Source organism: Bartonella alsatica, from assembly GCF_013388295.1.
Classification (GTDB): domain Bacteria; phylum Pseudomonadota; class Alphaproteobacteria; order Rhizobiales; family Rhizobiaceae; genus Bartonella; species Bartonella alsatica.
In genome coordinates this window covers 775,327-790,072 of record NZ_CP058235.1, presented here as the reverse complement: position 1 = coordinate 790,072, position 14,746 = coordinate 775,327, and the positions used below count along the sequence as shown (strand labels likewise).

The window sequence follows — 14,746 nt, the reverse complement described above, 5'->3', positions numbered from 1 at the left end:
ATTACTTTATTGGCGCTATTGGTGAATAAATGAATAGTATATTAGCATTTGGATTTTTATTTAACGGTATAAGAATTTTAACAGGCGCTTTTATTGTATTTTATATGCTTGAAAAAGGCTTAACTCTTATTGACATAGGTATCATTAAGTCATTTCAAGCTTTTATTATGATGGTTACAGATATTCCTCTTGGATATTTTGCCGATAGAAAAAGTTATAAAATATCTATAATTTTGGCAGCGGCTTTTGCTACCGCATGGCTCTTTCTCATGGGAGTTTCTACAAACTTTTACGGTTTTCTTTTGGCAGAAACTTTTAATGCATTATCGCTTACATTTATTGCTGGTGCCTATAATGCCCTACTTGTTCAATATGCAAAAACAAAACTTGCATCCACTAAAAAAGTGCTCGGTTCCAGCTCTCAATATAATTACATTGGCATGTTTATATTTAGTTTGATAGGCGCATATTTTGCCGATTATTCTAGCCAATATATATGGTATATATCTGCGTTTTTAATGATGATCACAACAGTCTTTGGTTTGTTTTTTTTGGATGATCTAAAAGGAGAGAAAAAAACAATAAAAGCGAATTCTTTCATTTCTGACGCAAAAGAAATGTTCTCTATTTTTGTTAAAGTTCCTTACATATCTCTATGTTTTTATTTTTCACTTATTTTTTTCAATATATTTTCGCAGTATTGGCAGTGGATATTTAAAGATTATAATATCAATGTAACTTATTTTTATCTTGGTGTGACATTTTCTCTTATATTGCTCTCCCAGCTACTGGCTAGTTTTCTCTTTACAAAACTAAGTGAGGGAGTGAATTTTATTCTACTACTGTTTCTTTCAGTTGCTACGATTTTTACAGTTGTTTTCTTTGAACCCCAAAAAGAAATTGCTGTTATTTTAGTCTGTATGATTTTTTATCTCATTAAGTATACATATCTTCGTGTAGAAGTTGTCCTGCACGATAGTATTAGCGATAATCTTAGGGCTACATACGAATCTTTCTTGTCAACGGTTGGAAGGCTTAGCCTAGTGGTATTTTTTTATATGAGTGCGTATATGGTAAGTATGTTTGGTTTTTTGTCATTAGTATATGTTTTTGGTATATATATATCCATTTACTTGTTTGCAGTGTTTTTTTTAGAAGGAACTCTAAAAAGGTCTCAGCGCGAATATTAACTTATCATTATTGCGAACGTTTCATGTGATTTAAGAGTGGGACAACGTTTTGATTTATAGGGATAATTTGCTATCCCTATTGAATAGGAGTCTCGGCTTATTGTGGGATTTTTTCATTTTAAATTGGTGTATATTGAATCAATCAAATCATATCTTTGCTCGTCACAAAGGAGGGTGGTGTATAAAAATCGTTTAAGAAAGGAATAAATATCTCTCATGAATGCTTTTAAGCGCCAAGGGTTGTTGGCAACATTGAGAGTTGATAAATAGAATAATAGTGTTTGCCTTGTGTTTTTATTAAGTAAAGATGGTGGTGCACAATGGAGCAGACTGAGATTAATTTTTTCGTGTTGCATTAAAGCGAGCAGCTTGTTGAAGTGGTTTTGCTTTAACGCCAAAAGGGTATAAAAGTGCTTCTGCTTTAGCAATGAGTTCGTTTCGCTTTTTTCGTGTTTCTTCAATGCCATAAAGACGAACAAAGGTTGCTTTTTGTGCGGTTTCATCTTCACCAGCGGTTTTGCCTAAAACTTTAGTGCTAGCGGTGATATCAAGAAGATCATCTGTTAATTGAAAAGCTAAACCAAAATATGTTCTAAAAGCAGCAAATTTTCGGTCAATTCTTTGGAAGCATTGCCGATGATCGCTCTTGCTTGGCAAGAAAAGCTTATAAGAGCGACATGTTTTCATGTGTTAGAGAAGTCGTGATACGGGAGAGCTCTTGCAGTTCTTTCGCTTTGTATGCAATAGAAGCTGCAACAGAGTGCAATAAAGGTTGAAATAGAAAAAGTTTTTTGTGTACATTTCTCTTTATATTATGCTGTGGTGGGTTTTTAATTTTTACGTGTTGCACTAAAACGAGCGGCTTGTTGAAGCGGTTTTGCTTTTATGCCAAAAGGTGTTAAAAGTGCTTCTGCTTTAGCAATGAGTTCGTCTCGCTTTTTTCGTGTTTCTTCAATACCATAAAGACGAATAAAAGTGGCTTTGTGCATTGTTTCATCTTTTCCAGCGGTTTTGCCCAAAACTTTAGTGCTAGCGGTGACATCAAGAAGATCATCTGTTAATTGAAAAGCTAAACCAAAATATGTTCCAAAAGCAGCAAGTTTTTCGGTCAATTCTTTGGAAGCATTACCGATGATTGCTCCTGCTTGGCAAGCAAAGCTTATCAGAGCGGCTGTTTTCATGCGTTGTAGAGTGATAATGTTGGTGCTCTCTTGCGGTTTTTTTTCCGCTTCAAGGTCCAGCATTTGTCCGCCTATCATGCCACCAAGTCCTGCGGATTGTGCAAGAGCCGTGATCAGCTTGATTCTGGTTTCAAAGGAGAGTTCACTAGCTTTATGGGCAATGATTTCAAAAGCAAAAGTCAAAAGGGCATTGCCTGCTAGAATCGCTGTGGCTTCATCAAATGCTATGTGGACGGTGGGTTGTCCACGTCGTAGTGTGTCGTTGTCCATAGCAGGTAGATCATCATGAATAAGCGAATAACAATGGACGCATTCTAAGGCACAGGCCACATCAAGAGTATGTTCAGCAGGGATGTCAAAAAGTGCACCACTTTGAATAACGAGAAAAGGACGTAGCCGTTTTCCACCATTAAGAACACCGTAACGCATGGCTTTGAGTAAAATTTCGGGGCGAGCAATTTCACCATTTTGGACTTGATCACTGAACAGTGTGGCAAGTCGTTTTTCAACATTGTGGCCATGCGTTGCAAGAAGAGTGGTAAATTCATGCATTCTTGCTTCCTTTATTTTTGCAAAATAAAATCTTAAAACTTACAAGAGAAAGGCTATTTCTTTTTCTTATTTGCGTCAATTTGCTTGGGTTTTTATAAAAAATTAATTTTTCTTTTGATGTTTATTCTCATTGTATGCAAGAGCTCCTAGTAAAGCCAAACGAAAAATCAAATGAAAGTTTCATAAAAATTTTTGCATTTGTATACCAAAATATCAAGTTTTATAGTGTTTTTGATAAGAGTAAGTTCATTTTGACATTGCCTCTTCTTTTTTATCAGTGTATAACTTTTTAAAATTTTATGGTGTTTTTTAGTAAAGCATTGTCATTTTTGGCATTGCTTTTTCTATTTTAATGGATTTGGAGTATCTCTTTATGGCTGTACCTAAACGAAAAACCTCTCCATCGAAACGGGGTATGCGCCGTTCGGCTGATGCCCTTAAGGCGCCAACTTATATCGAAGATAAAAATTCTGGTGAGCTACGTCGCCCTCATCATATTGATTTGAAAACAGGAATGTATCGTGGGCGTTCAGTTTTAGTACCAAAAGATTAAGAGTTTTATTTTGTTACTAAATGCTAAGAACCATTCATTTTATGCACAAACTAACTCTATGCAGGGGGGCTGTGTGATTTTTAATAATTCTCTTCATTGAGAATCTTAAATCAAAAATTCTTCTCCTTGTGGGATGGATTAAAGCTTTCTTGTTATCTTAATAAATAACTTATATGCATTTTTGTAAGTATGTGTTGTGAGAGAGAACGGTAAAATAGCTCTCTATCGCTATTGATGAAATAAACTTTGTACCGAATCATATTCCTTGATTAACATGCTTAGGATGCATTGAATAAAAAGATCTAAAGAAAGATTCAAATATCAATTTCGTCATGCGCTGTGATACTGCAATAATACTTATAGCATGTTAGTGTTCGCATATTATCCGGATGGGATACTTAGAAGATTTTCGATTAAATGCTCCTCTGTCTATAAAAGCTTGATGATAACAAAACTGAAACCAGTAATATGCTGATTTTATTTTATTTCCAAATTAGTATTACGCAGCGTACACAGCTTCATCGTTTGTATTTGTTTCATCTCTCTTAGCTTTAAATGCACGCTTTAGTTTATTTGAGAGGTGCATCTCTATGAGATTAATGGCTTCTGTTTCAGAAAGACTATTAATAACAGCAATTTCACGGGCCATTCTTTCAAGTGCAGCAGTATAAAGTTGACGTTCAGAATAAGATTGTTCAGGCTGTAGGTTTGAGCGAAAAAGATCACGAACCACTTCAGCAATAGAAATAAGATCACCCGAATTGATTTTAGCATCATACTCTTGAGCGCGACGTGACCACATGGTGCGTTTGACCCGTGCTTTTCCGTGTAGAATTTTTAATGCGCGTTCAACAGAATCAACAGCAGATAATTTGCGCATTCCAACAGAAAGAGCTTTTGCAATTGGCACTTTAACATCCATTTTATCTTTTGCAAAATGAATGACAAAAAGTTTTAATTTATGTCCTGCAACTTCTTGATCTTCAATCGCTATAATTTGTCCTACTCCATGGGTAGGATAGACAATATATTCAGAGGTTGTAAATCCTTTAGCATTGGAGGACGTTCCGTGTTGGGATGCCATATTTTAGTTTACTCCCTTTATGACCAACAAATGTATCGGATAACAGGTATATACCTGTGAGTTGAATATTCTTTAACCAAGTATATTACACTAATTGAATGAGCATAAAAGTTGAGTACTTTTAAATTCAACAAAAAATATATTGCTTTATAAAAAAGACAAAAAACAATACTTAGCAAGATGATTATGTTAAAGTAACATTAACATCAAAATTCAAAAGAATCAATCATTTCGCTTAAGAATTTTTATTTTTGCAAGAGAATTCTCTTATTTTTTAAGTCATATAATATGTGTTGTATCGATTTATTCACCGCTTCCTGGATTTTCTGAAAAATACTTTTCTAATTTATTTGGGACACCATCCATTTCTTTTGCCTGTGGAAGAGGGTCTTTGCGTGTGTTTAAATTAGGCCATTTGTTAGCATAATGAAGGTTAAGCTCTAACCACTTTTCTAGCCCCGGTTCTGTATCAGGTTTAATAGCTTCCGCTGGACATTCTGGCTCGCATACACCACAATCAATACACTCGTCTGGGTGAATGACAAGCATATTTTCACCTTCATAAAAACAATCAACAGGGCAAACTTCAACGCAATCAGTATATTTGCAATGAATGCAGTTGTCGGTTACTACATAAGCCAAGATCAAACTCCATTTGTTATTTTAATGATCTTTGGAGGAAAATGTATTTTTATCATTTGTGAGTTGGTCGCGTAGCGCAGCTAATTTTGCAAAGGGTGAATCAGGATTAGGATGTTTTTCTTTTTGAAGTAATTTATTATTCGCACGTTTTCTATGGGGTTTGTTAAACTTATAAAAATGTTTTGTGTGTGATGTGGTTTCTTGGGAACTATTTTCATTTATGCTGGCTTCTTTTTTAAAAGCTTCTTTCAGTTTATTTTGTCTCTTGTATCCAGATTTATCACGCTTTTTTTGTGTGTGGTGGTGAAATTGATGATTATAGCGCCATAGTAAAACGACTTTATTTTCTGTTTCAATGGATTTTTGTTTAGCAAAATCGCCAACAGGTTCTGCTGCAGGTAAATGATCTATAGTATCGGGTTGTGTTTCAATACAAGAGAATAAAGCGCTTTCTTCTCCTCGAGTTGTTTCTGAGGTATGTATTGTTTTCCATTGATCGCCAACGCATTCTGCTGCAGGAACATTTTGTGCTGTTGTATAGGTATGAGTCGAGGCTTTATCTGCCAGGAGATGTTGTTCAAAAACAGCACTGCTTATGGTATGCGATTGATAACCAAGTTCTTTTAGAATTTTTTCCATATCCGTTCCATTGGCCCCAAGAATCGACATCATTGTTGATGTGATAAAAAAGCTTTTGCCATCATAAGCTCCATCAGGTTTAGGTTCATTCCCTTCCTTCCAATGAAGTGCAGAGCGGATCAGGTTTGCAAGACGTTCTAAAATATCAATGCGCACAGCATGCTGTCCTAAGATTCGATAACCCGCTAATTGATAAAACTGCCGGTTATAGCTAGAATCAATAACCAAGGAGGTACGTCCAGCAGATAACGCTGCAAAAATTTCGTTCAAACCAGTTTGGTTATGGCCCTCATTTTGAAGGTTCCAAAGTAGTGTAATGGCTTGGACAGGGGCTGGTTTAAGCATTCCTGCAACATAGATATGGAAAGCCCCAAAACGCACACCTAATCGCCGCAGTACAGCACGTGATTCTTGATCAAGATTTTTAACGATTCCAGCGACTTCTCGACGTGGTAAAATCCCTAAAGAATCGACAAGTTTTGAGGCGAGACTAATTGTTGAATCTGTCAAATTATCGGCATTGCGCAAATCAAAAAGTGCTTGTAAAGTCGTTTCAAAATGAAAAGTTACAAAACGCTCTAATCGTTTCTCTACGTTATCGCGGGATTCTCCCGTTAATTGTGTATCTGCTAAAACAATGAGTTTAGGTTTTAAAAAATCCTCAGTTGCAACAAGTTGTCCCACGGGTTGACCGATCCAGCGCACAATTCCATCAGAACTGAGTGTAAAATCTTTATTGGCACAAGCACAAAAACGCGCTGCTCGTTTGGAAAATGCAAGAATCAAATTTTCATTCTCTATTAAGTTTTGCGTGCCAGCTGTTTGATCGATATTGTTCTTGTTGGCATAAAAACGAAAACCTTCAAATTTGCCTCTTTCGTGTTTTTCAATAAGAACATCATCCTGAAGAATATTATTCTGTAGAACAATCTCGCTATCCATGATTATTTTCTTTCTCAGTACCAGACTGGTAAAAAGCTTATTCTTGACAATACCATCATTATGTTGCTCCTTTAACACGTTTGTTACGTTTGCTTCAATCATTCTTATGACTTTTTGACGCTTCTTTTTGTTCCTTTAACTGTGGGTATTTCTTTTTTCATATATCTTAGATGCTTCATGTAGGGTCATTGCACGTATTGGTTGTATTGTAAAGCTGAAAGCATAAAATAAACTTTTCATTTAAAAGAGTAAGTAAGTCGATAATTAAACAAAACAGCATGTATTTTGTCTGGTCTTTTTATTTTTTCTGTTCTGTTACCAGAATATGAGAAAAGCTTTCTCGTATTTTCTTGCCTGTAATAGGCGTATTGACTGCCGTTTTGTAAGTAAAATTCTATCTTATGACAATAAGTTTTGCGGTTACGACAAAAAAACAATTGCGATTATAAAAATACACGTTAAAGTAGTGGCTATGTAAATAAACAACTTTTGCGTTCTTTTTGAGAAGAACAGTGATGTCATTACCAAATCAATTTTGATAATTTTAATCGCAAGGGGTTATTATGGGTAATCTTTCAAATGCTGTTTACAAAAGCAGCAAAAACTATAGCGACGCAGATAAAAGCTTGGGGCGTGATATGATGCGTTCTGCTATGCAAGCACCTTATCTTGAACGACAAAAAGAGCATGATTTGGCTCTGCGGTGGAAAGATAAACGCGATGATGATGCTATGCATCAAATCGCAGCGGCTCATATGCGTTTAGTGATTGCGATTGCTAATCGTTTTAAACGTTTTAAAATGCCGTTGGGAGATCTGGTACAAGAAGGTTATGTCGGATTGTTGGAAGCAGCTGCACGTTTCGAACCTGATAGAGAAGTACGTTTTTCTACTTATGCAACTTGGTGGATACGCGCCTCTATTCAAGATTATATTTTACGCAATTGGTCTATCGTTCGAGGAGGAACCAGTTCTTCGCAAAAAGCGCTTTTCTTTAATCTTCGGCGTTTGCGCGCGAAATTAGTGCAAGATGATAGTGCTCTTTCAAAACAAGATGTCTTTCGCACAATCGCTGAAAAGCTCGGCGTTTCAGTGCGTGATGTTGAAACGATGGATTTTCGTTTTTCTAGTTCTGATAATTCTTTGAGTGTTTCTGTTTCTGAGAACAGTGATAATCCCATTGCCAAAATGGATGTTCTTGTGGATGATAACCCTTTGCCTGATGCATTGATTGAGCAAGTGATTGATGGTCAACGGCGTACACAGTGGCTTTATGAGGCGTTGCAAATTCTCAATGAACGGGAGCTTGAGATTATTCGTTTTCGTCGCTTGAATGAAGAGGGAGCAACTTTGGAAGTTTTGGGTGAAAAGTTGGGAATCTCGAAAGAGCGGGTGCGCCAAATTGAAGCACGTGCTTTGCAAAAGCTGCGTTCTGCTTTACTTACGGTTCATTCAGCAGATGCTTATGAGATATAAATGTTGAAGGATTCTTGAAAAGAAAATTGGGCGTTGGTATGGAAAATGGAGGCATGTAAGTGCTATGGCTACTTTCAAAGGTTAATCGGTTTAGCTTGTCATCGGGTTTTATATAATTTGATACAAGCTTTTGTACTTATTTGTTTTTTTTTAAGGGTCTCAAAGACTTCTCAAGGTTTTCTGTGTATTTTGCAGCCATCAGTTTGGAATTTTCCGCGCTTTTTCGATTTTTAGGTGTTGAAATTCAATTTGAGAAATAACGTATTTTATGGTAAGAGATTCAATAAAAACAATGTGTTATCTATTATTCTTACCTGATCAAATCTTTTCTCATTTAGTATAGAATCTAATCAAACTATAATCGGATTTGTGCGGAAAATGTTTTTAGAGTGCAAAGGACAATAAGAAAGATAGAAAGAAAACAAAAGTGCAGGAAATGATGAAAGAAAGCTAGTTCTATTCTGCTACAATTTTAACGTTTGTTCCGATATGTAAAATTTGGGTCGGAGAGAGTGCATTAAGAATGCGAAAAAGTTCTTCTTTATGTGCTGTGTTTTGCATTTTGTTTGAAAGGCTTGCCACATTTTCCCCCTGTTTAACGCGCAAAATACGAATTCTTAAGGGTTTCAGTTTTTTTAACTGTGATGATGAAAGGAAACGAAAACTTTGTACTGTTTGCTTAGCAACAGCTTCAAAATTTTGAGAATTATGCGGAGCAGCGGTAAGAAAACGAAAAACATGTTTGTTGGACAGAATGACAACTACATCAAATTGCCATTGTTCATTAGCTGCGCGGGCGTGTGCACCAGACAGCCCTTGGATTGTGATTGGACGGACAGATGATTCATTTAGTCCTATAATCCAGCCACTTTTTAAATAATCACTTGCAGACATTTGAGCAGGATGGGGTAATGCATCAAAACGAAGGGCAATTTTTTCTGGTCCGCTAGCCCAAACAGTATTCATTGAATTTTCTATTGTGAAATTATTGGGAACGGAGAAAGCTATGCGTAATTGTGGGTGGATAAATTGATTATCTCGCACAAAGCCTGTATGAAAACTTCCCCCAAAAATCATGCCATCAATGCTTTTGAGAAAAGAATTACGATCTGTATTTCCTGTATTCGTTATACTAATTTTATGTGCTTTTTCTCTTGCCAGGCGAATTCGTTGCGGAGTGGTCGGATGGCTTGCTAGAAAATCTAAAGGGGCGTTTGTCGTGTCTGAGATATTACGAAAAACACTATAGGCTTCCATTGATTGGAGAAAGCGCGGGGAAGCAAATGGATCATATCCTGCTTGTTTAAGCATTTCCAGTGCAATGGAATCGGCTTCCAGTTCTTGATTGCGCGAAAATTGTGCAAGTTGTTGCTTGCCTTCTATGGAGTTATAAAGTTTACTGCTGGTGTGCGTGAGAAGGTGTGATGACATATAATTTGTTATCTTTAATTCAGCTTCTTTTTTTAAGCGTAAAATACCATGATTGGCATTAATATGGGCTATTTCGTGGGCTAAAATTGCTGCGACTTCTGAAGAATCGTTCGCCAATGCGAGCATGCCACGGGTAATGTAAATAGAGCCATTAGGTTGGGCAAATGCATTGATGTTTTCTGAGTTTAAGATCGTAACAGAATAGCTTTGGTGAGAATGTTGTGATGCACTAACAAGTCTACGAATAATCTTTGCTAACATACGTTCAAGTTTTGCATCATGATATGCTCCGCCGTAGATTTGTAAAATGCGGAGGTGTTGTATAGTGCTTAATGTGACATAGATATTATCTTTGCTGGTATGTTTAATTGTTTCAGAAGAATTTAGAGAAAAAGACGTATTGTTTTGGGAAAGACGCGTATGACACGCAGCAAGGAGAAGCATTAAGCTTATGAGAGTTGCTCTATACATTCTGGAGCGAAAAGGAAATATGTGTTGAAAGATTTGATGCTTTTGACCATTGTGCTCTTTGTTTTCTGATTGTATTTGGGCGAATTTCATTTGTATTTTGTATGTGTTTTTTTATTTACAATAAAAGAGCTTTTTGGAAAGGATTCTTTTGCCTATATCACGGATATGATCTATAAAAATGGCTATTTTATAAAAAGATGCTTTAAAGAGAAACATTACAAAAAGCAGAGTATGGCATGACAACATTTACAATATTGTTAAATGGAGATGTTTGTATCACTGATCGTTTGCTAAATCAAATTCATAATAGTCGCGTAATTGCTGCCGATGGTGGGATGCGTCATGCGGCAGCACTAAATGTGATTCCTGAGTTGTGGTTGGGAGATTTTGATTCATCTGATCAGACTTTAATAAATAAGTATACTGATGTTCCGCGTGAGGTTTTTCCTTCTGATAAAGATAAAACTGATAGTGTTCTGGCATGTGAGAGAGCTCTGCAAAAAGGCGCTACACAGCTTATTTTGTGTGGTGCTTTTGGAGGTGAAAGGAGTGATCATAATTTTTCTCATATAACACAAGCATTAATGATGGCTGAAAAGGGTATTTCAGTCTTATTGACGAGTGGTTTTGAAGAAGGATGGCCGGTTTTGCCAAAATCTTTTTCATATGATTTACCTGATGGATGTTTATTTAGTATTATCGGTTTTTCTGATTTAAAAGGGTTAACTCTCGCAGGGGTAAGGTGGCCTCTTTATGGTAGAAATGTGCCTTTTGGGTCTTCTTTGACACTTTCTAATCGTATTTGTGGAACCTTTTCTTGCCATTTAGGTTCTGGAAAAGCTATATTGTTGGCGTCTGTACCTATTCCATAAAGCTCTTCCAGTGTATTTGAATAAGGCAGAGGGGGACATAGTGATTAAGTGCCGGCATAATATATTGTATTGAACTCGATAAGGAGAGGTTTTGATATGTTAAAATCAATTTTGAAAGTGGCAGCCGTTTCAGCCATTGGTTTAAGTACGGTGGCGTGTTCTGTTAGTGATCAAAGAGTTGCACGTTACGGTGTGGGAGGAGCAGCAATAGGTGCTTTAGCTGGAACAGCAATTGCTGGAAGTACTCCTGGAGCAGCCTTAACCGGTGCAGCAGTTGGTGCTCTTGCCGGGACAATAACAGGTGCTGCTGTAAATCAGAAAAAACAGCAGAAGCAAGTTGTTGCTCAGCAGTCAACACTGTGTACGTATCGTGGGCGTAAAGGTAGGATTTACCAAGCACCTTGTGCGCAAAGAATGCAAACGCCACAATTGTGTACTTATCGTGATGCAAGAGGTATGATGTATCAGGCACCTTGTTCTTAACGCGTTCGTTAATGGCAGTGCCTCTGTTGCGGCTTGACCGCATTTTTCTAACTTTTGGTACAACTCCTTTGCTCAACCAAGCTTGTTTATCAGTTGAGCAAGGAGCACGTATCGCATTGGTAGGTCGTAATGGTTGTGGAAAATCAACGCTGTTAAAAATTGCTGCAGGAATTTTTGAACCGAGTGGTGGAGAAATTTTTCGCCATCCTCGGGTTACTATGCGTTATGTTTCACAAAACCCTGATTGTGCAGGATTTAAAGATATTCATGCCTTTGTAGAAGCGGGGTTGAGTGATGCTCCTGATGTGCAGTGGATAAATACGCTTTGCACAAATCTTGGTTTTTCAGGAACTGAAAAGTTAACAATGCTTTCTGGTGGTGAAAAGCGACGTGTTTCGTTGTTACGGGCTATTGCGGCGAAACCAGATATCCTTCTCTTAGATGAACCAACAAATCATCTTGATTTACCAACCATTGAGTGGTTGGAAAAAACTTTGTGTTCTTTGCGTTCGGCGATCGTGGTGATTTCCCATGATCGGCGTTTTTTAGAAAGTGTTACGCGTTCAACGGTATGGCTTGATCGAGGGACGACAAAAAGGCTGGAAAAACGTTTTTCGGAGTTTGAAAATTGGCGTGATAAAGCACTTGAGGAAGAAGCTTTGGAGCAGCATAAATTGGGGCGACAGATTGTGCGTGAAGAACAATGGTTGCGCTATGGGGTGACAGCACGACGTAAACGTAATGTGCGTCGTTTGGGAGCGTTAAAAGAGCTAAGACAGCTTCATCAAACCTATAAAGGGCAACCGGGAAGTGCACTTTTGGCAGCTACTAAAAGTTCTCGTTCTGGTCAATTAGTGCTTGAAGCGGAGCAAATTTCTAAATCTTATGGTGATCGCGTTATTGTAAAAGATTTCTCTTTACGCATTCAGCGTGGTGATCGAATCGGCTTGGTTGGTTCCAATGGTATTGGAAAGACAACATTACTTTCCATGCTGATTGGGCAGGAAAAAGTTGACAGTGGAACAGTAAGGCATGGATATAACCTTTCCGTAGCGTTTTTGGATCAACAGCGTATTTTAAATGAAGAAGAAACGTTAGCGCACTATCTAACAGATGGTAGAGGAGATACTCTCTTGATCAATGGGAAAGAGCGCCATGTGATTTCTTATATGAAAGACTTTTTATTTTTACCCGAACAAGCACATACACCACTCAAAGAATTTTCAGGTGGTGAAAGAGCTCGTCTCATGCTTGCTCGACTGCTTTCTCGACCGGCAAACTTTTTGATTCTTGATGAACCAACTAATGATTTAGATATGGAAACATTGGATTTGTTGCAAGAGTTTATCGCGGATTTTGCTGGAACAGTGTTATTGGTCAGCCATGATAGAGACTTTTTAGATCGCACTGTAACCCATATGTTGGTACCTCAAGGCAATGGTCATTGGATTTTATATGCTGGCGGTTATAGTGATATGATATCTCAAAACAAACAAGCAGCATTGTATCAGCATAAAGATAAAGAATTATCACAGCGTAAAGTGTTGTCAAATCTTCGTACGGGCGAGCATGAAAAATCTCTCTCATCAACAAATTATCGCTTTATGGAGCGGGAAAAAACAAAACCGCTCAAACTGTCTTATAAGCAGGTTTATGCGCTGGAAAAATTGCCTGAACAAATCACTGCTTTGCAGGATGAAATAAAAAAAATTGAACAAGAGCTCTCTGATCCAGCACTATATTGTAATGATAAAAATCGCTTCGAGCGTTTATCAACAGCACTAGAAGAGAAGAAAGATATTTGCAGGAAAAAGGAAGAAGAATGGTTAGAGCTTGAACTTTTGCGTGAAGAAATAGAATGTGCAAAGACATAAAAAAGAAACGCCTTCCGAATTTTGTAAGGCTTAAATATTATCCACATTTTAACATTTGGTAAAAACGCTTTATTCTGATCTATTACAAGCTCATACGGATCATTAATCCGAGAGGTTTGTGATCTCTCTATTTATCAGAAATCATCAGATAATTTCTGGCATATCCTTCTTTCTCAAAACAAAAGCGCTCCAACAAAATTCCACTTCTGATGTTCTTAGGCATAGAGTTTGCTATCACTTTATGCAGGTGATAAACATGAAAAACATGGATAATCAGAGCGATAAAATCTCGGACATGAGTCCTTTGTCTTGTTGTTTTCATCAAAAGAGAAATCAAGATGACAGGCTTGAAAAACACTACAAACCGCATTTGTAAAATTGACGACAGCGATAATTGTGCTCTTATTTTAATCATAGGACATATCTGTATGTTTATCCTTGTGCACTTTCATAAGTGAATGCATTCGCTCTTGTTTTCCAAGCTATTAGAGTGTTGTAATTATCATATTTTACCAGTTCCAAAGGATATAAATAGTTTGCATTGTACAGGTAATAGGAAGGGAGTTCACTTGCATCTTTTCAACTGATCAATGTGGAAATTGTTCGTTGTGTTTTGAATGCTATAGTTTCTTCTCCTAGAAATGTGAAAGTTAGCATATTTCTCATTCAATTTTTCAAATACCTTTTTCTTTTTTAATAAAATCAACTTCAAAAGGTGGGAAGCCAATTATAGATTTCATAACAAGCAATAGGTTTTGTGTAGGAGGTAGAATGAAGGAAAAAGTTGCAAATAACCGGACATCATTTTATTATGTATCGTTACTTTTGATTACATTTTTCAATGGTTCTTGTATTTTTCAACTTTTCCTTTTCATAAAAAAACTTATGAGCTTACTTTAATGATGCGAAGCTTCTTGTTTATCATTGATTTGATATTTTAATACATAATTTTTATACTTCTTAACGATGTTTTTAATTGCTTTATAGTTTTTTCTTTTATGTCTAATTTATTTTTGAACCAGCGTGTTTTGCAAATTATAGGGTGCACCTATTAGGCTACTGCCAACAAGTTTAGAGTGTTTAATCTATTGGAGATTTGATGCATTATTGTGAGTATATTACCTATTCTGAGATGGGTTCAGGTACTTCTCCTTTAAAATTAGAATGATTATGCACTTTACCCATAAGTCATTCTGCTTTTTTTATTATATCTTCAACTTGTTTGGATTTCTATAATCATTTTTTAAGAAACTTGCCAACCTGTTTCAGAGCGAATTCTTTCACGGTGTGATTTTATCAGCTTTCTTGTCAGTTGATTTGTGCAAAATATAGTATCGTATATGCACGGCCATCTGAT

Annotated in this window: 11 protein-coding genes and 2 pseudogenes; 6 read left to right on the top strand and 7 right to left on the bottom strand. The window is 36.7% G+C overall.

From position 1 onward, the window contains the following. The first annotated feature begins 29 nt into the window (after nt 1–29). The gene (locus HWV54_RS03295; RefSeq protein ID WP_005866748.1) at nt 30–1,190 is read left to right on the top strand and encodes an MFS transporter; all 1,161 of its coding nucleotides are present in this window, start codon (nt 30–32) and stop codon (nt 1,188–1,190) included. 336 nt (nt 1,191–1,526) lie between these two features. Here the strand turns inward: HWV54_RS03295 and HWV54_RS03290 are convergent. Both HWV54_RS03290 and HWV54_RS03285 read right to left on the bottom strand, forming a co-directional pair. After that, nucleotides 1,527–1,873, bottom strand: a pseudogene (locus HWV54_RS03290) (polyprenyl synthetase family protein); the annotation flags it as partial. Between the two features lie 147 nt (nt 1,874–2,020). Further along, entirely contained in the window at nt 2,021–2,923 is a 903-nt protein-coding gene (locus tag HWV54_RS03285; RefSeq protein WP_005866752.1) for a polyprenyl synthetase family protein, read from the bottom strand. A 373-nt stretch (nt 2,924–3,296) separates the two neighbouring features. Between HWV54_RS03285 and rpmF the strand changes: the two genes are divergently transcribed. Further along, nucleotides 3,297–3,476 carry a 50S ribosomal protein L32 gene (gene rpmF / locus HWV54_RS03280; protein ID WP_005866754.1) on the top strand — a complete coding sequence of 60 codons (180 nt, stop codon included), beginning with the start codon at nt 3,297–3,299 and terminating at the stop codon, nt 3,474–3,476. A gap of 499 nt (nt 3,477–3,975) precedes the next feature. Here the strand turns inward: rpmF and HWV54_RS03275 are convergent, their stop codons facing one another. From HWV54_RS03275 to HWV54_RS03265, 3 genes are all read right to left on the bottom strand, one after another. Further along, nucleotides 3,976–4,560 (bottom strand): CarD family transcriptional regulator, encoded by a 585-nt coding sequence (locus HWV54_RS03275; RefSeq protein ID WP_005866757.1) that lies wholly within the window; start codon nt 4,558–4,560, stop codon nt 3,976–3,978. Between the two features lie 303 nt (nt 4,561–4,863). Beyond that, entirely contained in the window at nt 4,864–5,202 is a 339-nt protein-coding gene (fdxA, locus tag HWV54_RS03270) for a ferredoxin FdxA (protein WP_005866759.1), read from the bottom strand. A 21-nt stretch (nt 5,203–5,223) separates the two neighbouring features. Beyond that, a complete protein-coding gene (locus HWV54_RS03265; RefSeq protein WP_005866761.1) occupies nt 5,224–6,783 on the bottom strand; it encodes a hypothetical protein in 1,560 nt (519 codons plus the stop codon). A 563-nt stretch (nt 6,784–7,346) separates the two neighbouring features. Here HWV54_RS03265 and HWV54_RS03260 point away from each other — a divergent pair. Continuing rightward, entirely contained in the window at nt 7,347–8,258 is a 912-nt protein-coding gene (locus tag HWV54_RS03260) for an RNA polymerase factor sigma-32 (protein WP_005866763.1), read from the top strand. Between the two features lie 456 nt (nt 8,259–8,714). Here HWV54_RS03260 and HWV54_RS03255 read toward each other — a convergent pair whose 3' ends face one another. Further along, nucleotides 8,715–10,250 carry a M48 family metalloprotease gene (locus tag HWV54_RS03255; protein WP_005866764.1) on the bottom strand — a complete coding sequence of 512 codons (1,536 nt, stop codon included), beginning with the start codon at nt 10,248–10,250 and terminating at the stop codon, nt 8,715–8,717. A gap of 146 nt (nt 10,251–10,396) precedes the next feature. On the opposite strand from HWV54_RS03255, the gene HWV54_RS03250 reads away from it, so the two are divergent. From HWV54_RS03250 to HWV54_RS03240, 3 genes are all read left to right on the top strand, one after another. After that, on the top strand, nt 10,397–11,032 hold the full coding sequence (locus HWV54_RS03250) for a thiamine diphosphokinase (protein ID WP_005866767.1): 636 nt from the start codon (nt 10,397–10,399) through the stop codon (nt 11,030–11,032). 96 nt (nt 11,033–11,128) lie between these two features. Next, the gene (locus HWV54_RS03245; protein WP_005866768.1) at nt 11,129–11,515 is read left to right on the top strand and encodes a glycine zipper domain-containing protein; all 387 of its coding nucleotides are present in this window, start codon (nt 11,129–11,131) and stop codon (nt 11,513–11,515) included. Between the two features lie 11 nt (nt 11,516–11,526). Next, nucleotides 11,527–13,389, top strand: coding sequence for an ABC-F family ATP-binding cassette domain-containing protein (locus HWV54_RS03240; protein WP_040296415.1), 1,863 nt, complete (start codon nt 11,527–11,529; stop codon nt 13,387–13,389). Nucleotides 13,390–13,519: 130 nt separating this feature from the next. Here HWV54_RS03240 and HWV54_RS07010 read toward each other — a convergent pair. Beyond that, nucleotides 13,520–14,013: pseudogene (locus HWV54_RS07010) on the bottom strand (GNAT family N-acetyltransferase); the annotation flags it as partial. Nucleotides 14,014–14,746: the final 733 nt, after the last annotated feature.

Coding starts and splice junctions, on each gene's coding strand:
- HWV54_RS03285 (WP_005866752.1), bottom strand. CDS start 2,923: ATGCATGAATTTACCACTCTTCTTGCAACGCATGGCCACAATGTTGAA.
- HWV54_RS03255 (WP_005866764.1), bottom strand. CDS start 10,250: ATGAAATTCGCCCAAATACAATCAGAAAACAAAGAGCACAATGGTCAA.
- HWV54_RS03265 (WP_005866761.1), bottom strand. CDS start 6,783: ATGGATAGCGAGATTGTTCTACAGAATAATATTCTTCAGGATGATGTT.
- HWV54_RS03275 (WP_005866757.1), bottom strand. CDS start 4,560: ATGGCATCCCAACACGGAACGTCCTCCAATGCTAAAGGATTTACAACC.
- rpmF (WP_005866754.1), top strand. CDS start 3,297: ATGGCTGTACCTAAACGAAAAACCTCTCCATCGAAACGGGGTATGCGC.
- HWV54_RS03245 (WP_005866768.1), top strand. CDS start 11,129: ATGTTAAAATCAATTTTGAAAGTGGCAGCCGTTTCAGCCATTGGTTTA.
- HWV54_RS03250 (WP_005866767.1), top strand. CDS start 10,397: ATGACAACATTTACAATATTGTTAAATGGAGATGTTTGTATCACTGAT.
- HWV54_RS03295 (WP_005866748.1), top strand. CDS start 30: ATGAATAGTATATTAGCATTTGGATTTTTATTTAACGGTATAAGAATT.
- HWV54_RS03260 (WP_005866763.1), top strand. CDS start 7,347: ATGGGTAATCTTTCAAATGCTGTTTACAAAAGCAGCAAAAACTATAGC.
- HWV54_RS03240 (WP_040296415.1), top strand. CDS start 11,527: ATGGCAGTGCCTCTGTTGCGGCTTGACCGCATTTTTCTAACTTTTGGT.